Raw genomic sequence first — 20855 nt, forward strand, 5'->3', positions numbered from 1 at the left:
TCATCTCGTCGACACATCCAGGTGCTCGCGCAGATGACGGAGCGTGCGGATCATATACTTTTCGACCATGTTCTTGGTCAATCCCATGCGCTCGGCGATCTCGGCCTGGGTCAGCCCCTCCAGTTTCTGCCAGACGAACACCTTGCGGCAGTTCAATGGCAGCTCGGCCAGGGCGCGCTCGACGCTGTCCGCCAGTTGCAGCGCATTCATGTACGCCTCCGGGTCGTCGTCGACCGGCGGACTCAGGTCCAGGGCCTGCAGTTCCAGGGACTGGCGCCGGTCTTCGCGGCGGTAGCCATCGACGGCGATGTTGCGCGCCGTCTGGTGCAGGTAGGCGCGCGGCTGCTCGACCTCACCCTCCCCGCTTTCCAGAACCCGCACGAAAGCATCGTGCGCGAGGTCCTCGGCCTGCTGGCGATTGCGCAGCTTGCGGGTCCAGGTGCCGATCAGCTCGTGGTAGTGATCGAGGAAGCCTTTGGGTCGAGACACGGTGCGAAGGTCATCGTCAGGCGGTGGGAAGGTGCGCGAATAGTAATGTTTCTTATTAAGAGCAGCAAATGCGGCGTCATTTCGTCCGATCGAAGGCTGGCGGCAAAATTTTTTCGCGCAAAACACCTACGCCGAGGGTGGCCATAAATATGAACAGTTGTCCCCGCTGGCATACCACTTCCGCCTTGGCGACAGACGGTCGTTTTTATTCAATGAAAGTCATTTCGGGGCGAAACTCGGCGAATGAAACAGTTGCGGGACAAGTTCGGCAAACTTCGGCAAATCGCCAGCTATTCCACAATTCTTTACGCTCAGGGGATTCGAAGGAACATATGGCTGTCACTTGAGTCGGTTATGAAGGAAACACGTCGATAACACGCCGCCGAGGAGTACGAAAACGCGACATTTTTAGTTGATCTTGAACCCCTCAGGTCCTAAAGTTCGCGCCGAACGTCCATGCTGGAAACGATCCATCCGGCTCAAGTACTGACGACGAGACAGCAAGGTCACCCGTGGAGCAAGTTATCGCGCGCGGTTGACCTTTTTGCTTTCGGCGACATGCCTTGGGAAGTAGGCGAACCAAAGTGGGGATACGGAGGGCGTTCAGTTGCAGCCACTTATTCATTCAGTTTGCCCATGGAGTCCCCCGGTATGTCGATTCAGGTCGAAGATTACTTCGCGCGCGAAACCTTCCAGAAAATGAAGGCGTTCGCCGACAAGCAGGAAACCCCGTTCGTACTCATCGACACCCAGATGATCAGCCAGGCCTACGATGACCTGCGCGCCGGCTTCGAATTCGCCAAGGTCTACTACGCGGTCAAGGCCAACCCGGCGGTCGAGATCATCGACCTGCTGAAGGAAAAGGGTTCGAGCTTCGACATCGCCTCGATCTACGAGCTGGACAAGGTGCTGGGCCGCGGTGTCAGCGCCGACCGCATCAGCTACGGCAACACCATCAAGAAGTCCAAGGACATCCGCTACTTCTACGAGAAGGGCGTGCGCCTGTACGCCACCGACTCCGAAGCCGACCTGCGCAACATCGCTAAGGCCGCGCCGGGCTCGAAAGTCTACGTGCGCATCCTCACCGAAGGCTCCACCACCGCCGACTGGCCGCTGTCGCGCAAGTTCGGCTGCCAGACCGACATGGCCATGGACCTGCTGATCCTCGCCCGCGACCTGGGCCTGGTGCCCTACGGCATCTCCTTCCACGTCGGCTCGCAGCAGCGTGACATCTCCGTGTGGGATGCCGCGATCGCCAAGGTCAAGGTGATCTTCGAGCGCCTGAAGGAAGAAGACGGCATCGAGCTGAAGCTGATCAACATGGGTGGCGGCTTCCCGGCCAACTACATCACCCGTACCAACAGCCTGGAAACCTACGCCGAGGAAATCATCCGTTTCCTGAAGGAAGACTTCGGCGACGACCTGCCGGAAATCATCCTGGAGCCGGGCCGTTCGCTGATCGCCAACGCCGGTATCCTGGTCAGCGAAGTGGTGCTGGTGGCGCGTAAATCCCGTACCGCCGTCGAGCGCTGGATCTACACCGACGTGGGCAAGTTCTCCGGCCTGATCGAAACCATGGACGAGTCCATCAAGTTCCCGATCTGGACCGAGAAGAAAGGCGAGACCGAAGAAGTGGTCATCGCAGGTCCCACCTGCGACAGCGCCGACATCATGTACGAGCACTACAAGTACGGCCTGCCGCTGAACCTGGCGATCGGCGACCGCCTGTACTGGCTGTCCACCGGTGCCTACACCACCAGCTACAGTGCCGTCGAATTCAACGGCTTCCCGCCGCTGAAGGCTTACTACCTGTAAATGGAAAAAGGGGCTGAGTGATCAGCCCCTTTTTTGTGTCGCCCCTCAGGGCCCTATCGCGGGTGAACCCGCTCCTACAAGGTCAGTGGTCTCTGTGGGAGCGGGTTCACCCGCGATGGGGCCATCACGACCACTACACCAACTCCGCCAGGCGCGCCTTGTAGGCCCCCGCCAGCGCCCGGATCTCCGGCTGCTGCGCCTGCTCCAGAGCAGGCCCCGCTACTCGCAGGAAGTTGGCATTCCCCCCCTCCAGCGCCCGCTGCAACCACACCAGCGCCTCGTCCAGCTGTCCCTGCCCCGCCAGCATCGCCGCATGGCTGAACTGCCCGCGAAAATCCCCGCCCTCGGCCGAACGCCGGTACCACTCCCGCGCCCTTGGCAGGTCCGCCTGGCAATACAGGCCCTCCTCCAGGTAGCGCCCGAGCAGGTTCATCGACTTGGCGTGGCCCATCTGCGCGGCGCGCCGGTAGCAGGCCAGCGCCAACGGATGGTCCAGCGCCACGCCGCGCCCGGTGGCGAGCAGGTTGGCGAGGTTGTAGATGCCCCAATCCAGTCCACCGTTGGCCGCATGCCGGTAATGCAGCGCAGCCTTGGCCACATCCGGCTCGCCGCCCCAGCCATGTTCAAGGCAGCGCCCGAGCATGTTGTGCGCCATCAGGCTGCCGCCGTTCGCGGCAATCCCGAACCAGCGCCGGGCCAGGGCCGGGTCCTTTTCGATCCCGCGCCCGTCCAGGAGGATCTGCCCGAGCAGCGCCTGCGCCTCCACCACGTTCTGCCCTGCCGCCATCAACAGGGCCTGGGCCGCCTTGGCCGGGCTCTCTTCGAACATCTCGCCGAACTGGTCGCTGCCGACCACTTCCTCACGACGCAACTGGAATGCCATGCCTCAGACCTCGACCCAGCGCCGCAGCAGGTTGTGGTAGGTGCCGGTCAGTTGCAGCAGCGCCGGGTGTTCCGGCACATCGGCGGTGAGTTGCTGGATGGCATTGTCCATCTCGAACAGCAGCGCCCGCTGGCTGTCCTCGCGGACCAGGCTCTGGGTCCAGAAGAACGCCGCATAGCGGGCGCCACGGGTCACCGGATTGACCCGGTGCAGGCTGGTGCCGGGATACAGGACCATGTCCCCCGCCGCCAGCTTGACCCGCTGCAGGCCGTAGGTGTCCTGGATCTCCAGTTCGCCGCCGTCGTAATCCTCGGGATCGCTGAAGAACAGCGTCGAGGACAGGTCGGTACGCACCCGCTCGACGCTGCCGCGCGGCTGGCGCACCGCATTGTCGATATGGAAGCCGAAGCTGCCGCCCTCGCGATAGCAGTTGATCAGCGGCGGAAACACCTTGTGCGGCAACGCCGCGGACATGAAGCGCGGGTTGCTCCACAGGCGCTCGATCATCGCCGCACCGATCTCCTTGGCCAGGGGATGGGTGTCGGGCAACTGCAGGTTGTGCTTGGCCTTGGCCGACTGGTAGCCCGCAGTGATCTTGCCGTCGGCCCAGTCGGTCTGCTCCAGCGCCTCGCGGATGCGCAGCACTTCCTCGCGATTGAACAGCCCGGCAATGTGTAAAAGCATGGCGATCTGGCACCTGAGCAGAAAAGGATGCCAATGGTATTGATTCCTATCTACCAGCCACAAGCCCCGCCCGAGGGACGGACGTTGATCCTTGGCAAAAATTCGTGGAAAAGATGTAAAGAATGTAAATGCAAGGCTTTCTCAATTGTGAGTGCCAATCACTTGCTCTTATATTCCGCCCCCTCGAAACCTTGGGAGGGGGTCCACCTGATGTCGCGTCAATTCGTACCAGCCACTGTCAGTTCACCGCGCTTGCTCGCATCCGCCATCGGTGTCGCCATCACCGCAACATCCGCCGCGCACATGGCCTATGCCGACGAGCCCGTCGCTGCCAGCAAGAAGGATGGTTCGATCGCCCTCGATGCCACCAGCATCACCGGCCAGGCCGAACAGGCCAGCACCGACTACAAGGTGGAACGCGCTTCCTCGCAGAAATACACCGCGCCGCTGGTGGACACGCCGCGCTCGGTCACCGTGATTCCGCAACAGGTCCTCAAGGACACCAATGCCCTGACCCTGCAGGACGCCCTGCGTACCGTACCGGGCATCACCTTCGGTGCCGGTGAAGGCGGCAACCCGCAAGGCGACCGTCCGTTCATCCGCGGCTTCGACTCGCAGAGCGACACCTACATCGACGGCGTGCGCGACACCGGCGCACAGACCCGCGAAATCTTCGCCGTGGAATCCATCGAAGTCAGCAAGGGCCCGAACTCCGCGATCGGCGGCCGTGGCGCGGCCGGTGGCAGCATCAACCTGGTGAGCAAGAAAGCGCACCTGGGCAACTCGCTCGATGGCGGCTTCACCTGGGGCTCCGACCAGACCCAGCGCTACACCTTCGATGGCAACTACCAGTTCAGCGACACCGTCGCCGGCCGCCTGAACCTGATGAGCCACGAAAGCAACGTCGCCGGTCGCGACAAGGTCAACTACGACCGCTGGGGCATCGCCCCGTCCCTGGCCTTCGGCCTGGGCACCGACACCCGCGTCAACCTCGACTGGTACCACGTCGAGAGCGACGACCTGCCGGATTCCGGCGTTCCCTATTCGATCCCGGCCGCCGGCAGCACCGCACGCACCTCGGCCCACCCGAGCAAGCCGATCGACGGTGGCGACAGCAGCAACTTCTATGGCCTGACCAACCGCGACTTCCGCAAGGCGCGCACGGACATCGCCACCATCGCCGTCGAGCATGACCTGACCGACGCGCTGACCATCAAGAACACCCTGCGCCACGGCAACTCGATGCAGGACTACATCATCACCCAGCCAGACGACAGCCAGCGCAACGTCAACAACGGCAGTGTCTGGCGCCGGGCCAACACCCGGGTGGGCAACACCGCCACCACCACCAACCAGACCGACCTGTTCGGCGACTTCTACATCGCCGGCTTCAAGAACAGCTTCTCCACCGGCATCGAGCTGAGCCGCGAAGAGAGCAAGCGTTCGACCTACGACGTCAACACCGACACCACGCCACTGACGCCGATCACTTCGACTACGCCGTCCAGCACCAACTGCACCGTGGGTACCATCGCTTCCAGCGGCTACAACTGCACCTCGTTGAGCAACCCGAATCCGGATGATCCGTGGGCCGGCTCGATCGCCCGCAACTACGGTGGCACCACCACCAAGAGCAAGACCCGTGCGATCTACGTTTTCGACACCCTGGAGCTGACCCCGCAGTGGCTGGTCAACATTGGCCTGCGCTACGACCACTTCGATACCGAGTACCGCACCTACACCGCCAACGGTGCCACCAGCGTCAACAGCAAAGGCGTGCGCGCCGAAGGCCAGGACACCAGCGAGTTCTTCACCGGCCAACTGGGCCTGGTATGGAAACCGGCCGACAACGGCAGCATCTATGTCTCCTACGCCACTTCGGCCACCCCACCAGGCGCCATGCTCGGCGAAGGCACCGACAACAACCCGCTGGGTGGCACCACCGACCGCTCCGGCAACTTGCTGGCCAGCGACATGGAGCCGGAGGAAACCACCAACTACGAGATCGGCACCAAGTGGGACCTGCTGGACAACCGCCTGTCCCTGGCCGGCGCGATCTTCCGCACCGAGAAGGACAACGCCCGCGTCCAGGTCGATGCCACCACCTACGAGAACGTCGGTACTACCCGCGTCGACGGCGTCGAGCTGTCGGCCAGCGGCAAGATCACCGACAAGTGGCAGGTGTTCGCTGGCTACACCTACCTGGAAGGTCGCCAGATCGACGGCGGCGCCATGGGTCGGGCCAACGACGGCAACCAGCTGCCTAACCTGCCGAACAACGCGGCCAGCCTGTGGACCACCTACCAGGTCACGCCGAAGCTGACCATCGGCGGCGGCGCCTTCTACACCGACGAGGTCTACGGCAGCGTGGCCAACACCACCATGGTCGACAGCTACGTGCGCTACGACGCCATGGCCGCCTACAAGCTGACCAAGAACGTCGACCTGCAGCTCAACGTGCAGAACCTGACCAACGAGGTCTACTACGACAAGGCCTACAGCACCCACTTCGCCAACCAGGCGGCGGGTCGTACCACCTTGCTGACCACCAGCTTCCACTTCTGACGGACACTGCAGGTCAAGCCCCGCTCATTCAGGTGAGCGGGGCTTTTGTGTATCAAGGCATAATGCGCAAGTAATTCGCATTCCCAGAAAGATCAGGTGGTCGATGTGGTGAAAAAGACGTTGTTCCAACTGCACTGGTTCTTCGGCATCACGGCCGGCCTGGTGCTTGCGTTGATGGGTATCACCGGAGCGACCTGGTCGTTCCAGGACGAGATCCTGCGGGCGATCAACCCGCAGGTGCTCAAGGTCCAGGTGCGTGACGGCGGCGTACTGGCGCCGGCCGAGCTGGTGCGCCGGGTCGAGGCCACCGAGGGCAAGAAAGTCAGCATGCTCTGGGTCGAGACCCACAGCGACGCCGCCGCGCGGGTGTTCTTCACCCCACCGCCGGGCGAGCGCCGTGGCCAGTTGCGCTATGTCGATCCGTACACCGGCGCGTTCCAGGGCGATGTGGTCGGCCTCGACTTCTTCAACCTGATGCTCAACCTGCACCGCTTCCTCGCCATCGGCGACACCGGCCGGCAGATCACCGGCGCCAGCACCCTGATCCTGGTGTTCTTCTGCCTCTCCGGCCTGTACCTGCGCTGGCCGCGCCAGGCGCTGAACTGGCGGGTCTGGCTGACCCTCGACTGGGCGAAGAAAGGTCGCGCGTTCAACTGGGACCTGCATGCCGTGTTCGGCACCTGGTGCCTGCTGTTCTACCTGCTGTTCGCCCTCACCGGTCTGTTCTGGTCCTACGAGTGGTACCGCGAGGGCCTGAACAAACTGCTGGCGGACAAGCCGCCGGCCGGCCTGGAACAGAAACGCGGCGAAGGCCGCGGCGGTCATGGCGGCCCGCCCAAGCCTGATGCGAACGCACCGGCGCAGGTGGTCGACTACGACGCTATCTGGAACAGCCTGCAACAGACCGCCGGTCCTGGCCTGGCCGCCTACAACCTGCGCCTGCCCCAGGCCGGCGGACAACCGGCCATGATCTTCTACCTGCTGGATAGCGCCGCCCACGAACGCGCCTTCAACACCCTGACCCTCGACCCGGCCACCGGCAAGGTCAAGAAGGTCGAGGTGTACACCGACAAGTCGTTCAAGGCGCAGTTGCTGGCCAGCGTGTATGCCCTGCACGTGGGCAGCTATTTCGGCCTGCCGGGGCGGATCATCGTGTCCATCGCCAGCCTCACCATGCCGCTGTTCTTCATCACCGGCTGGCTGTTGTACCTCGATCGCCGGCGCAAGAAACGCCAGGTGCGTGCCGCGCGCAGCGGCCTGAATCAGGGCGGCGAGCAGAAGGACGGCTGGCTGGTGGGCTTCGCCAGCCAGAGCGGTTTCGCCGAGCAACTGGCCTGGCAGAGCGCCGGGCAACTGCAGGCCGCCGGATTGCCGGTGCGCGTGCAATCGCTGGCCAGCCTGAGTGAAGAAGACCTGCGCCAGAGCCAGCGTGCGCTGTTCGTGGTCAGTACCTTCGGCGACGGCGAAGCGCCGGACAGCGCCCGCGGCTTCGAGCGCAAGGTGCTCGGCCAGCCGTGGTCGCTGGAAGGCTTGAACTACTCGCTGCTGGCGCTCGGCGATCGCCAGTACCCGCACTTCTGCGGCTTCGCCCGGCGCCTGCACGCCTGGCTCGGCGAGCGCGGCGCCCACGCCCGCTTCGCCCCGGTGGAAGTGGACAGCGCCGATCCAGCGGCCCTGCAACGCTGGCAGCAGCAACTGGCCGAGCTCAGTGGCAGTGCACAGGTACCTGCCTGGCAGGCGCCGACCTATGAATCCTGGACATTGAACCGTCGCGAGCTGCTCAACACGGGCAGCCAAGGGCTGCCGGTGTTCCTGCTCGGCCTGAATCCCCCGTCGGCACTGCAATGGGACGCCGGCGACCTGGTGGAGATCCTGCCGCGCCAGGCGCCCCAGCGTATCGAGCAATTCCTCGCCGGGCTCGGCCTGGACGCCGACACCGTGGTCCAGGTGGATGGCTTGCGGGAGCCACTGTCCGTGGCACTGGCCAGCCGGCAGTTGCCGGTCGGTCGCGAGCACCTGGTCGGCCTGCACGCCCAGGCGCTGGTGGATGCCCTGATTCCGCTGGATGCCCGCGAGTACTCCATCGCGTCCATCGCCGCCGATGGCGTGCTGGAGCTGATCGTGCGCCAGGAGCGGCACCCGGACGGTTCGCTGGGGCTAGGCTCGGGTTGGCTGACCGAGCATATGGCGATGGGCGGCACGGTGAGCCTGCGCCTGCGGCGCAACAGTGGCTTCCACCTGCCGGCAGAACCGGCGCCGATGATCCTGATCGGCAACGGTACCGGGCTGGCCGGGCTGCGCAGCTTGCTCAAGGCACGTATTGCCAGTGGCGAGCAGCTCAACTGGCTGCTGTTCGGCGAGCGCAATGCAGCCCATGACTTCCACTGCCAGGAAGAACTGCAAGGCTGGCTGGCCAGTGGTGACCTGGCGCGGCTGGACCTGGCGTTCTCGCGGGATCAGGCAGAGAAGGTCTATGTGCAGGATCTGTTGCTGCAGCGCGGCGAGGAGTTGAAGCGCTGGCTGGAGGATGGCGCGGCGATCTATGTCTGCGGCAGCCTGCAGGGCATGGCCGGCGGGGTGGATGCTGCGCTCAACGGCTTGCTCGGTGAGGCGGCGGTCGAGGAACTGATCGAGCTTGGGCGGTATCGCCGGGACGTCTACTGATTACGCGGGCCCAGTGGGAGCGGGTTCACCCGCGATTACGGTGGCGGTATCACCGACGCAATCGCGGGTGAACCCGCTCCTACAAGGCCCGCGTCGCTCTTGGACCTCCCACAGGACTTTGCACGCTTCAGTGCAATTCGAAGCTATCGGCATCCAGGTTCGCCGGAAACCTGGTGCGGTAGGCCGCCAGGTCCGCCGAGCTCAGCTCCACGGTAAACACCCCGTCCGCCTCCCCCGCGCTCAGCAGGCTTTCACCCTGGAAGTCCAGCACCTGACTGTCGCCGCTGTAGGCGAAGCCCTTGCCATCCGTGCCCACCCGGTTCACCGCCGCCACGTAGCACAGGTTCTCGATCCCCCGCGCCGGCAGCAGCCGGTTCCAGTGCAGGCGGCGCGCCGCCGGCCAGTTGGCGGTGTACAGCAACAGGTCGGTGTCCTGGGCGTCACGGCTCCACACCGGGAACCGCAGGTCGTAGCAGATCAGCGGCCTCACCCGCCAGCCCTTGAGCTCGAACTGCACCTGGCGCTCGCCCGGGGTGTAGTGCTTGTGCTCGCCGGCCATGCGGAACAGGTGGCGCTTGTCGTAGTGCAGGATCTCGCCATCGGGCCGCGCCCAGAGCAGGCGGTTGCGGTGGCTGCCGTCGGCGGCCTGGATGATCACGCTGCCCGTGACCACCGCATCGATCCGCACCGCCTGGGCCTTGAGCCAGGCATGGGTCGGCCCGTTCTCCGGCTCGGCCAGGCGTTCGGACTCCATGGAAAAACCCGTGGTGAACATCTCCGGCAGGATCACCAGGTCGGCACCGCGGGCCTGGTCCAGCAGGTTTTCGAAATGCTCGTAGTTGGCCTGGGGGTCCTGCCAGATCAGGCTGGTCTGGACCAGGGCGACTTTCAGATTGGGCAGGCTGCTCAGATCGCGCATAGTTTCTCCGCTGCCTCGCGCAGCGTCTCCTCGCGTTTGGCGAAACACAGGCGCACCAGGCGCTGTTCAGGAATGGGTTGCTGGTAGAACACCGATACCGGGATGGTCGCCACGCCATGTTCGCGGGTCAGCCACAAGGACATGTCGACGTCGTTCAGGTCGGGACGGATCGCCGAGTAATCCACCAGCTGGAAATAGGTGCCCGGCGCACGGCGGAAGCTGAAGCGCGACGGCGCCAGCAGGTCGCAGAACAGGTCGCGCTTGGCCTGGTAGAAGGCCGGCAATTCGTCGATATGCTCGGGGTGCTCGGCCATGAAATCGGCCAAAGCCCATTGCAGCGGGGTCACGCCGCAGAAGTTGACGTACTGGTGGATCTTGCGCATTTCCGCGCTCAGCGCCGGCGGCGCGATCACGTAGCCGGTCTTCCAGCCGGTGACGTGGTAGGTCTTGCCGAACGAGCTGACCACGAAGGCACGCGAGTACAGCGCCTCATGGCTGAGCACGCTGGCATGGGCGACACCGTCGAACACCAGGTGCTCGTAGACCTCGTCGCTGACCAGGTAGATGTCGCGGTCGGCGATCAGGGCCGCCAGTTGGTCCAGGTCGGCGCGGGTAATCAGCGCGCCGCTGGGGTTGTGCGGCGAGTTGATGATGACCATCCGAGTCTTCGGGCCCAGGGCATCGCTGAACTTCTGCCAGTCGATGCTGAAGTCCGCCGGGTCCAGTTGCACATGCACGCAGCGGCCACCGGCCAGTTCCACGGAAGGCTCGTAGCTGTCGTAGCTGGGGTCGAAGACGATCACCTCGTCACCGGCGCGGATCACCGCCTGGATCGCACAGAAGATGCCTTCGGTGGCACCCGGGACGATGGTCACTTCGCTGTCGGCATCGACGCTGACGCCATAGTGACGGGCGATCTTCGCCGCCACCTGCTGGCGCAACGCCGGCAGGCCGGTCATCGGTGAATACTGGTTGTGCCCTGCGCTGACATGCCGCCCCACTGCATCGAGCAGGGCCTGCGGGCCATTGAAGTCGGGAAAACCCTGGGACAGGTTCAACGCGCCGGTCTGCACGGCGAGTTGAGACATGGTGGTGAAGATGGTCGTGCCGACATTCGGCAGCTTGCTGCTGATCATGAAGCCCTCTTTCCTGCGGACCCGGCCCAGGGGCGGTAGACCACCGAGCATAGCGGATCGACGGATCGGGAAAAAGGTTGTAACACACGGCCAGCGGGGGGCGCTGACCGGGATCAAGAACAGCGGCGGCGCAGGATTCGCCCCTGCGCCGCCACGTGCTTACTTGCGCTTGTCCTTGCGCTTCTTCTCGGCTTTCTTGTGGTGCGACATCAGCCGGCGTTTCTTGTTGACCTGACGGTCGGTGAGGGTGTTCTTGTTGCCCTCGAACGGGTTGTCGCTGCCCTTGTACTCGATGCGGATCGGCGTACCGACCAGCTTGAGCACGCGACGGTAGGTGTTTTCCAAGTAACGCGAGTACGAACGCGGAACCTTCTCCACCTGGTTGCCGTGAATCACGATGATCGGCGGGTTGGCGCCACCGAGGTGGGCATAGCGCAGCTTGATGCGGCGGCCGTTGACCATCGGCGGCTGGTGCTCGCTGACCGCGTCTTCGAGGATCTGGGTCAGGCGGCTGGTCGGCCAGCGGGTGACCGCCGACTTGAACGAGTTCTGCACCGACTGGTACAGGTTGCCGACGCCGGTGCCGTGCAGGGCGGAGATGAAGTGGATGTCGGCGAAGTCGACGAAGAACAGCCGGCGCTCCAGCTCGGTCTTCACATAGTCGCGCTCGCCCGGCTGCATGCCGTCCCACTTGTTCAGGGCGATGACGATGGCACGACCGGCTTCCAGGGCGAAGCCCAGCAGGTTGAGGTCATGGTCGACCACGCCTTCGCGGGCATCCATGACGAAGATCACCACGTTGGCGTCCTTGATCGCCTGCAGGGTCTTCACCACCGAGAACTTCTCGACTTCCTCGTGGATCTTGCCGCGCTTGCGGACGCCGGCAGTGTCGATCAGGGTGTACTTCTCTTCGTTGCGCTCGAAGGGAATGTAGATGCTGTCGCGGGTGGTGCCGGGCTCGTCGTAGACCACCACACGCTCTTCACCGAGCATGCGGTTGACCAGGGTCGACTTGCCGACGTTCGGCCGGCCGATGATGGCGATCTTGATGCCATCCTTCTCGCTCGGGCCGGGGATGCGGGTGGCTTCCTCGCCTTCGGCGACGTTCTCGTCGAGGGACTCTTCTTCCGCGTCGCGCGGCACGTCACCGAGGACGATTTCCATCATGGCGTTGATGCCGCGGCCTTGCGAGCCGGCCACCGGAATGGCGTTGCCCATGCCCATCGGGGCGAATTCGGCGCGGGCGGTGTCAGGATCGATGTTGTCGACCTTGTTCGCCACCAGGAACGACTGTTTGTTCCGCTTGCGCAGGTGCTCGGCGATCATCTGGTCGGCAGCGGTCAGGCCGGCGCGGGCGTCCACCAGGAACAGCACGTAGTCGGCTTCCTCGATGGCCATCAGCGACTGCTCGGCCATCTTCTCGTCCATGCCCGCCTCGTCACCGGTGATGCCGCCGGTGTCGATGAGGATGTAGGAACGGCCCTGCCAGCGCGCTTCACCGTACTGGCGGTCGCGGGTCAGGCCCGAGAGATCGCCGACGATGGCGTCGCGGGTCTTGGTCAGGCGGTTGAACATGGTGGACTTGCCGACGTTCGGGCGACCCACCAGGGCGATTACGGGAACCATGCGGCTCTCCATTGCGTAAATTCAGAAAATACAAAGGCCGCTGCGGGGCAGCGGCCGAAGTTCGGGGCGTCGTCTCACGACGTCGCGGCCCGGGGCCCGAAGGCCCCAAGCATAGACTTACTTGATGGTCAGCGCCTCCAGGGTGCCGCTGTTGCCATACACGTAAATCATGTTGCCATCGACCAGCGGACGGGCGCGCAGGCCGTCGCTGTCGATGCGCTCGCGGCCGACGAAGCGGCCGTCCACCTGGCTCAGCAGGTGCAGGTAACCTTCCAGGTCGCCGACTGCCACGAAGCTGGAGAACACTTCTGGCGCCGACAGTTGGCGGCGGGCCAGTTGGTCGTTGCTCCACAGCGCCGAGGACGAACGCTCGTCGATCCCTTCGACGGTGCCCGAGGCCTCGCTGACGTAGACGTTGCCGAAGCCCTGGGCGACGCCGGTGTAGCTGGAGGCATCGCGCTGCCACAGCACACGGCCGCTTTCCAGGTCCAGGCCGGCGACGCGGCCCTGGTAGGTGGCGACGTACAGGGTGCCACCGGACAGCAGCAGGCCGCCGTCGATGTCCACCACGCGCTCCAGTTCCGAACGACCTTGCGGAACCGCTACGCGCTGCTCCCACACCGGTACGCCGTTGCTGGTATCCAGGGCGATGACCTTGCCGCTGGACAGGCCGGCAACCGCCAGGCGGTTGGTCACGATAGGCGCGCCGGTACCGCGCAGGGTCAGTACGGCAGGGGTGCTGTCGTAGATCCAGCGGCGGTCGCCGGTGGCGGCATCGAGGCCGATCAGGCGATCGTCCTGGGTCTGCACCACGACGATGTCACCGTTGGTCGCTGGCGGGGCCAGCACTTCGCTGGTGACCCGGGCGGTCCATTTCTGTTCGCCGGTGCTGGAATCGAGGGCGATGACCTCACCCTTGATGGTGCCCAGCAGGACCATGCCATAACCCACGCCAACGGCGCCGGAGATCGGCTTTTCCAGGTCCTTCTTCCAGACCACGTCGCCGTTCATGCGATCCAGCGACATCACCACGCCGGTCACGTCGGAGGCGTAGATGCGGTCGTTCTCGATGGCCGGCACCAGCATGTTCCAGGTATCGCCCTGACCGTCACCGATCGAACGGCTCCACTGCTTCTGCAGGACCACTTCCTCGGTGAACTTGGTCAGCTCGGCCGGTGGCAGTTCCTTCTTGCTGTTGCTGCTGCAACCCGCGGCCAGGATGGCCAGGGTCAGCACTGCTGCATGTTTCCAACCGATCACGTCACGCATCCCCTTTGGCCAGGTCGTCGAGCTTGAGTTGCAGGCCACCTACCGCGTCGTCGTCGGACAGCGCGGCCTTGGCCTTCTGATATGCGGCATGTGCATCATCGGCGCGGCCCAGCTGCACGAGCAGGTCGCCCTTGAGCTCCTCGCGGGTGGCGACGAAGGCCTTGTCGGTATCGCCGTCGAGCAGCTTCAGGGCCTCGTCGGCCTTGTTCTGCGCAGCCAGCACGCGGGCCAGGCGCTGACGGGCGACTTCGCCCAGGGTGGCGTTGGCCGGCTTGTCGTAGACGCTCTTCAGCTCGGCGGCGGCATCGTCCAGCTTGCCGCTGTCCACCGCGACCTTGGCCACGAACAGGCTGCCGTACTGGGCGTAGGCGGTACCGCCGAATTCGCTCTTCAGCTTGCCCGACAGCTCGGCGACCTTCGCGGCGTCCGGCGTGCCGGTCGGCGTCAGCGAGGTTTCCAGCAGGGCCTGATACAGGTTCGAAGCGCCTTGCGACTGGTTGGTCTGGTACTTGTGCCAGGCCTGCCAGCCGAACACGATCACCAGGGCCAGCAGGCCGCCGGTTACCAGTGGCTTGCCGTTGCGCTCCCACCAGTCCTTAACCGTGGCCAGTGTTTCATCATCGGTACTCGACACCCCAATACTCCTTTCGACAATTCGGCTGTGGGCGCTTCACGCCTGCGCGAGGGAAGCTTCCAGGTGCTCGGCCAGAGCATCCCAGGCAATGTTCTGTTGTTCACCCTGACCACGCAGGGGTTTGAAACCTACCACTTGTTGGGCCAGTTCGTCGTCCCCGAGGATCAGGGCGAACAGCGCCGCGCTCTTGTCGGCTTTCTTGAACTGGCTCTTGAAGCTGCCGCCACCGGCGTTGACCTGCAGGCGCAGGTTCGGCAGGCGGTCGCGCAGTCTTTCGCTGAGCTGCAGGCCCGCCAGCTCGGCTTGCTCGCCGAAGGCGCAGAGGTAGACGTCGACCTGGCGGGAGATCGACTCCGGCACCAGCTCCAGGGTTTCCAGGAGCAGGATCAGCCGCTCGATACCCATGGCGAAACCGACGCCAGTGGTCGGCTTGCCCCCCATCTGCTCGACCAGGCCGTCGTAGCGGCCGCCGGCGCAGACGGTGCCCTGGGCACCGAGCTTGTCGGTGACCCACTCGAACACGGTCTTGCTGTAGTAGTCGAGGCCACGCACCAGCTTGGTGTTGATCACGTACGGGATGCCAGCGGCATCCAGGCGCGACTTGAGGCCTTCGAAGTGCACGCGGGATTCTTCGTCCAGGTACTCTTCCAGCTTCGGCGCGCCGACCAGGGCAGCCTGGGTCTTCGCGTCCTTGCTGTCGAGGATGCGCAGCGGGTTGGTCTTGAGGCGGCGCAGGCTGTCTTCGTCCAGTTGGTCGAGACGGGCGGAGAGGAACTCCACCAGCGCTTCGCGATAACGGGCGCGGGCTTCGCTGGTGCCGAGGCTGTTCAGCTCCAGGGTCACAGCGTCGCGCAGGCCCAGTTGGCCCCACAGGCGCCAGGTCAGGGCGATCAGCTCGGCGTCGATGTCGGGACCGGCGAGGTTGAACACCTCGACGCCGATCTGGTGGAACTGGCGATAACGGCCTTTCTGCGGACGCTCGTGGCGGAACATCTGGCCGATGTACCAGAGTTTCTGCACCTGCTCGTTGCCGGTGATGCCGTGCTCCAGCACCGCACGCACGCAGGCCGCGGTACCTTCAGGACGCAGGGTCAGGGAGTCGCCGTTGCGGTCGGTGAAGGTGTACATCTCCTTCTCGACGATATCGGTGACCTCACCGATGGAGCGCTTGAACAGCTCGGTGAACTCGACGATCGGCGTGCGGATCTGGCGATAGCCATAGGTATCCAGCAGACCTGCCACGGTGCTTTCGAAATAGCGCCACAGGGGCGTCTGCTCGGGCAGGATGTCGTTCATGCCACGGATGGCTTGCAGCGATTTGCTCACGAAAAATCCTTAACGAAATCTGTAGCGGTCAACCGCGGGCAATCACTGCCGCGTCGGCCTCGGCCTTCTCGGCCGCTTTCTGGCGGATGAGCTTTTCCAGGTCATCCACCAGGTTGTCATTGGTCAGCTTCTGCGCCGGCTTGCCGTCGATGTAGATCAGGTTCGGCGTGCCGCCGGTCAGCCCGACATGGGCTTCCTTGGCTTCACCGGGACCGTTGACCACGCAACCGATCACCGCTACGTCCATCGGCACCAGCAGGTCTTCCAGACGGCCTTCGAGCTCGTTCATGGTCTTGACCACATCGAAATTCTGCCGCGAGCAGCTCGGGCAGGCGATGAAGTTGATGCCGCGGGAACGCAGGTGCAGCGACTTGAGGATGTCGTAGCCGACCTTCACTTCCTCAACCGGATCGGCCGCCAGGGAGATGCGGATAGTATCGCCAATCCCGTCGGCGAGCAGCATACCGAGGCCGACCGCCGATTTCACCGTGCCCGAGCGCAGGCCGCCGGCTTCGGTGATGCCCAGGTGCAACGGCTGGACGATCTGCTTGGCAAGCAGGCGATAGGCTTCGACGGCCATGAACACGTCCGAAGCCTTGACGCTGACCTTGAAGTCCTGGAAGTCCAGACGATCGAGGTGCTCGACATGGCGCAGCGCCGACTCCACCAGCGCTGCCGGGGTCGGTTCGCCGTACTTCTTCTGCAGGTCCTTCTCCAGCGAACCGGCGTTGACGCCGATGCGGATCGGGATACCGCGGTCGCGGGCGGCATCGACCACGGCGCGGACACGGTCTTCACGGCCGATATTGCCCGGGTTGATGCGCAGGCAGTCCACGCCCAGCTCGGCGACGCGCAGGGCGATCCTGTAGTCGAAGTGGATGTCGGCGACCAGCGGCACGCTGACCTGCTGCTTGATGCGGCCGAAGGCTTCGGCGGCATCCATGTCCGGTACCGAGACGCGGACGATGTCGACGCCGGCATCGACAAGACGGTTGATCTGCGCCACGGTGGCGGCAACGTCGTTGGTATCGGTGTTGGTCATGCTCTGGACGGCGATGGGTGCATCGCCGCCGACAGGCACGTTACCGACCCAGATTTTCCGGGATTCGCGACGTTTGATCGGAGATTCGCCGTGCATGACTTATTGTCCCAACTTCAGGCGAGCGGTCTCGCCACTGGTGAACGGAGCGATATCCACAGGCTGGCCGTTCCAGCTGACCTGCGCACCGCGGGCAACACCCAGGCGCACGGCGAACGGCGGCTTGCCGGCCAGTTCGAGGGATTCACCCTTGCGCTTGATGCCGCTGTACAGGACCTTGCCGTTGCCGTCGGTGACCGAAGTCCAGCAATCGGCGGTGAACTGCACGTTCAACTGGCCACTGCCCGCCGGAGCGACGGCAGGGGCAGCAGGCGCCGGGGCAGCGACGGCGGCCACCGGAGCGGTCACCGGCGCAACGGGCGCGACCGGCGCAGCAGGTGCTGGAGTGGCAGCAGCCTGGGCAGCCGGGGCGGTGGCGACGCTTGGCGTGGCCGGGGCGGCAGTGACCGCTGGCGCGCTGGTCACCGGCGCGGCCGGGGCTTGTGGTGCGGTTTCGGCCAGGGGCAGCGGCTCGCTGGCCGGGGCCTCGGTTTCAGGCTGCTGGCCTGCGCTGACGGCCTGGTCTTCCGGCTCGTCCAGCGGATGGATCTGGGTGGTGCCGTCGGCGCTTTCCACTTCGATGTGTTCCGGCGCGAGGTTGAACAGTTCCTTGCCGGCACTGCCGCTCTGGTCCTTCCACCAGACGAAGCCGCCACCAACCACTACCACCAGCAGCAACAGGCTGACGATGCGCAGGATATTGTGGGAAAGCCGCACCGGCTCCTCGATACGGCCAAGGGCATGCACGTCGCTGCCCTGGGCATGGGTGCCGGTGTAGCCGTCGAAGGACTGCACCAGGGCGGCCTGGTCCATGTCCAGCAACTTGGCATAGGCGCGGATATAGCCACGGGCGAAGGTATGCCCCGGCAGCTTGTCGAAGGCGCCGTCTTCAAGGTTCTTGAGGGAACTCACGGTCAGATTGAGCTTGCGGGCCACTTCGCCCTGCTCCCAGCCGCGGCTCTCGCGGGCCTGACGCAGGGTTTCACCGGGATTCTCACGAGTCGCTGCTGCTACTTCGGGATGCGCCGCTTTCATCATTGCTCCGACAGGTATTGCTGATATTCCGGCGTACCGGGATAAAGTCGTTGTAATTGCAGGCCCAGCTCAAGGGCCTTGGTCCTTTCTTCGAAGACCGTTGCCAGGCGACTGCCAAGCAACAGGCTGCGGGCGCTCGGTTCACTCAGACGGCCGTGCCGGTCGTAGAAATCGCGAGCCGGCACATAATGCCTGTCTTCGTAAGACATCTCAGCCATTTCCAGCAGGGCCTTGGGCTGTTGCTGGTTGAGACGCAAAGCCTTTTCCAGGTATTCCCGCGCCTGGTCGCGCTGCCCCAGCTTCAGGGCGGTCAGCCCGAGGTTCTCGAACACTCGGGACCGCTCAGGATACAGGGTATCGGCGGACGCTTGGCGAAACATCTGCTGCGCCTGGGCATATTGCCCGTTGGCGAAGAGAAAACTGCCGTAGTTGTTGCGGATCCGCGCGTCGTGGGGCTGGGCCGAGAGCGCCTTGCGAAAATGCGCGTCGGCCAGTTCCGTCTCACCCTCGCGCTGGAACACCATGGCCAGTGCCGCATTGGCCTGGGCGTCGCTGGCGCCGAGTTCGAGGGCTTTCTTCAGGGGAATCTTGGCCCGTTCGACCTGCCCTTGCTGCAGATAGCCCAGGCCCAGTTGCACATAGGCCTGGCGGGCTTCGTCACGCGCCTTGCCGCCGACCTGCGAAGCGGAACCGCCGGAGCTGACGCAGCCACACAGCAGCGTCGTCAGCAGAACAAGCGGCAGCGCAGCGCGCAGGGTCATGGCGATTCTCGTCTCAGTTGCCCGCCACGCCGCTGGAATCGGCGTCGGCGTTCAGTTGCCGCACGGCGATGTAGCGCTCACTGCGACGGGTACGGTCCATCACCTGGCCGACCAGCTGGCCACAGGCGGCGTCGATGTCCTCGCCACGGGTGGTGCGCACGGTCACGTTGAAACCGGCATGGTGCAGGTGGTCCTGGAAACGGCGGATGGCATTGTTGCTCGGCCGCTCGTAGCCGGAATGCGGGAACGGGTTGAACGGGATCAGGTTGATCTTGCACGGTACGTTCTTGAGCAGCTCGGCCATTTCCACGGCGTGTTCGAGCTTGTCGTTGACGTCCTTGAGCAGGGTGTACTCGATGGTCAGCACACGCTTCTCGCCCAGTTCGGACATGTAGCGCATGCACGAATCGAGGACCACCTTGAGCGGGTACTTCTTGTTGATCGGCACCAGTTCGTTGCGCAGCGCGTCGTTCGGCGCATGCAGCGACAGGGCCAGGGACACGTCGATGTGCTTGGCCAGCTCATCGATCATCGGCACCACGCCGGAGGTGGACAGGGTCACCCGGCGCTTGGAGATGCCGTAGCCGAGGTCGTCCATCATCAGGTGCATGGCGGCAACCACGTTGTCGAAGTTCAGCAGCGGCTCGCCCATCCCCATCATCACCACGTTGGTGATGGCGCGGTCGATGGTGGCCGGCACGGAGCCGAACGACTTGTTGGCAATCCACACCTGGCCGATCACTTCGGCGGCGGTGAGGTTGCTGTTGAATCCTTGCTTGCCGGTGGAGCAGAAACTGCAATCCAGGGCGCAACCGGCCTGGGACGATACGCACAACGTACCGCGCTTGCCCTGGGGGATGTACACGGTCTCGACGCAGCTGCCGGAGGCAACGCGCACGACCCACTTGCGGGTACCGTCGGACGAGATGTCCTCGCTGACCACTTCCGGTCCGCGAATCTCGGCGCGCGCCTTGAGCTTTTCGCGCAGGGCCTTGCCGACGTTGGTCATGGCGTCGAAATCATCGACGCCAAAATGGTGAATCCATTTCATTACCTGGCCGGCACGGAAGCGCTTCTCCCCTATCGAGTCGAAGAACTTTTCCATTTCCGGTTGGGTCAGCCCCAACAGGTTGATTTTGTCGGTAGATGTCGTCATGGATTCACCCTCACTCGTCAGCCGTGGCTTAGCGAGTGGTTACCTCGGTAGCTGCGAAGAAGTAGGCGATTTCGCGAGCGGCAGCGGCTTCGGAGTCCGAACCGTGGACGGCGTTGGCGTCGATGGACTCGGCGAAGTCGGCACGGATGGTGCCTGGAGCAGCTTCTTTAGGGTTGGTAGCGCCCATCAGCTCACGGTTGCGAGCGATGGCGTTCTCGCCTTCCAGAACCTGGACGACAACCGGACCGGAAGTCATGAAGGCAACCAGGTCGCCGAAGAAGCCGCGCTCTTTGTGCTCAGCGTAGAAGCCTTCGGCTTCGGCCTTGGACAGTTGCTTGATTTTCGAGGCGACGATTTTCAGGCCGGCGTCTTCGAAGCGGGTGGTGATCTTGCCGATCACGTTCTTGGCAACGGCGTCAGGCTTGATGATGGAGAAAGTGCGTTGAACAGCCATGGTGTAACTCCAGAAACAGTAAGTGATGCGAAAAATTAAACCCGCGAATTATACGCGGGTTCCGGGGGATTGCCTAACCTGCCGAGTGCGCTCAGTCGGCTTCTTCGATCCAGGCGGCCTGGATGGCTTCCAGGACCTTCTCGCCACCGCGGGCCGGATCGTCGCTGAACTCTGGCAATGCCAGCACCCAGCGATGCAGATCGACGAAGTTCACGTAGCGAGGATCGACTTCCGGCTTGCTTTCGGCAAGCTGGATAGCAATTTCAAGTACATCAACCCATTTCAGGCTCATGTCGGCTCC

Annotated in this window: 18 protein-coding genes; 3 read left to right on the forward strand and 15 right to left on the reverse strand. The window is 64.1% G+C overall.

Translation table 11 applies throughout. The features are described from left to right. A complete protein-coding gene (locus V0R59_RS14330; protein ID WP_330074913.1) occupies positions 1-489 on the reverse strand; it encodes a sigma-70 family RNA polymerase sigma factor in 489 nt (162 codons plus the stop codon). 651 nt (positions 490-1140) lie between these two features. Between V0R59_RS14330 and V0R59_RS14335 the strand changes: the two genes are divergently transcribed. Beyond that, positions 1141-2304, forward strand: coding sequence for a type III PLP-dependent enzyme (locus tag V0R59_RS14335; RefSeq protein ID WP_316919254.1), 1164 nt, complete (start codon positions 1141-1143; stop codon positions 2302-2304). Positions 2305-2437: 133 nt separating this feature from the next. Here V0R59_RS14335 and V0R59_RS14340 read toward each other — a convergent pair whose 3' ends face one another. Together V0R59_RS14340 and V0R59_RS14345 are read right to left on the reverse strand one after the other, a co-directional pair. After that, positions 2438-3187 carry a tetratricopeptide repeat protein gene (locus V0R59_RS14340; protein WP_330074914.1) on the reverse strand — a complete coding sequence of 250 codons (750 nt, stop codon included), beginning with the start codon at positions 3185-3187 and terminating at the stop codon, positions 2438-2440. Positions 3188-3190: 3 nt separating this feature from the next. Beyond that, entirely contained in the window at positions 3191-3871 is a 681-nt protein-coding gene (locus V0R59_RS14345; protein ID WP_330074915.1) for a Fe2+-dependent dioxygenase, read from the reverse strand. A 210-nt stretch (positions 3872-4081) separates the two neighbouring features. Between V0R59_RS14345 and V0R59_RS14350 the strand changes: the two genes are divergently transcribed. Together V0R59_RS14350 and V0R59_RS14355 are read left to right on the forward strand one after the other, a co-directional pair. Continuing rightward, entirely contained in the window at positions 4082-6436 is a 2355-nt protein-coding gene (locus V0R59_RS14350; protein WP_330074916.1) for a TonB-dependent receptor, read from the forward strand. 105 nt (positions 6437-6541) lie between these two features. Beyond that, positions 6542-9100 carry a sulfite reductase flavoprotein subunit alpha gene (locus V0R59_RS14355; protein WP_330074917.1) on the forward strand — a complete coding sequence of 853 codons (2559 nt, stop codon included), beginning with the start codon at positions 6542-6544 and terminating at the stop codon, positions 9098-9100. A 127-nt stretch (positions 9101-9227) separates the two neighbouring features. Here V0R59_RS14355 and V0R59_RS14360 read toward each other — a convergent pair whose 3' ends face one another. The 12 genes from V0R59_RS14360 to iscX form a co-directional block, all read right to left on the reverse strand. Continuing rightward, entirely contained in the window at positions 9228-10019 is a 792-nt protein-coding gene (locus tag V0R59_RS14360; RefSeq protein WP_330074918.1) for an amidohydrolase, read from the reverse strand. Continuing rightward, positions 10007-11155 (reverse strand): pyridoxal phosphate-dependent aminotransferase, encoded by a 1149-nt coding sequence (locus V0R59_RS14365; RefSeq protein ID WP_330074919.1) that lies wholly within the window; start codon positions 11153-11155, stop codon positions 10007-10009. Before V0R59_RS14365 ends, V0R59_RS14360 begins: the two co-directional genes overlap by 13 nt. A 159-nt stretch (positions 11156-11314) precedes the next feature. Beyond that, positions 11315-12781 (reverse strand): ribosome biogenesis GTPase Der, encoded by a 1467-nt coding sequence (der, locus tag V0R59_RS14370; RefSeq protein WP_330074920.1) that lies wholly within the window; start codon positions 12779-12781, stop codon positions 11315-11317. A 117-nt stretch (positions 12782-12898) separates the two neighbouring features. After that, on the reverse strand, positions 12899-14050 hold the full coding sequence (gene bamB / locus V0R59_RS14375) for an outer membrane protein assembly factor BamB (protein ID WP_330074921.1): 1152 nt from the start codon (positions 14048-14050) through the stop codon (positions 12899-12901). Beyond that, a complete protein-coding gene (locus V0R59_RS14380; RefSeq protein ID WP_330074922.1) occupies positions 14043-14684 on the reverse strand; it encodes a tetratricopeptide repeat protein in 642 nt (213 codons plus the stop codon). Before V0R59_RS14380 ends, bamB begins: the two co-directional genes overlap by 8 nt. A gap of 36 nt (positions 14685-14720) precedes the next feature. Next, positions 14721-16010: a histidine--tRNA ligase gene (gene hisS / locus V0R59_RS14385; protein ID WP_330074923.1), complete on the reverse strand. Its 1290-nt coding sequence runs from the start codon at positions 16008-16010 to the stop codon at positions 14721-14723. A 28-nt stretch (positions 16011-16038) separates the two neighbouring features. Next, positions 16039-17148: a flavodoxin-dependent (E)-4-hydroxy-3-methylbut-2-enyl-diphosphate synthase gene (gene ispG / locus V0R59_RS14390; protein WP_330074924.1), complete on the reverse strand. Its 1110-nt coding sequence runs from the start codon at positions 17146-17148 to the stop codon at positions 16039-16041. Positions 17149-17151: 3 nt separating this feature from the next. Further along, positions 17152-18183 (reverse strand): RodZ family helix-turn-helix domain-containing protein, encoded by a 1032-nt coding sequence (locus tag V0R59_RS14395; RefSeq protein ID WP_330074925.1) that lies wholly within the window; start codon positions 18181-18183, stop codon positions 17152-17154. Further along, positions 18183-18944, reverse strand: a complete 762-nt coding sequence (pilW, locus tag V0R59_RS14400) for a type IV pilus biogenesis/stability protein PilW (RefSeq protein WP_330074926.1) — start codon at positions 18942-18944, stop codon at positions 18183-18185. Before pilW ends, V0R59_RS14395 begins: the two co-directional genes overlap by 1 nt. A 13-nt stretch (positions 18945-18957) precedes the next feature. Further along, positions 18958-20100 carry a 23S rRNA (adenine(2503)-C(2))-methyltransferase RlmN gene (rlmN, locus tag V0R59_RS14405; RefSeq protein WP_330074927.1) on the reverse strand — a complete coding sequence of 381 codons (1143 nt, stop codon included), beginning with the start codon at positions 20098-20100 and terminating at the stop codon, positions 18958-18960. 28 nt (positions 20101-20128) lie between these two features. After that, on the reverse strand, positions 20129-20554 hold the full coding sequence (ndk, locus tag V0R59_RS14410) for a nucleoside-diphosphate kinase (protein WP_009398515.1): 426 nt from the start codon (positions 20552-20554) through the stop codon (positions 20129-20131). Positions 20555-20645: 91 nt separating this feature from the next. Next, a complete protein-coding gene (iscX, locus tag V0R59_RS14415) occupies positions 20646-20846 on the reverse strand; it encodes a Fe-S cluster assembly protein IscX (RefSeq protein WP_330074928.1) in 201 nt (66 codons plus the stop codon). Between the last annotated feature and the right edge of the window lie 9 nt (positions 20847-20855).

The organism is Pseudomonas ulcerans (genome assembly GCF_036324125.1).
GTDB lineage: Bacteria > Pseudomonadota > Gammaproteobacteria > Pseudomonadales > Pseudomonadaceae > Aquipseudomonas > Aquipseudomonas ulcerans.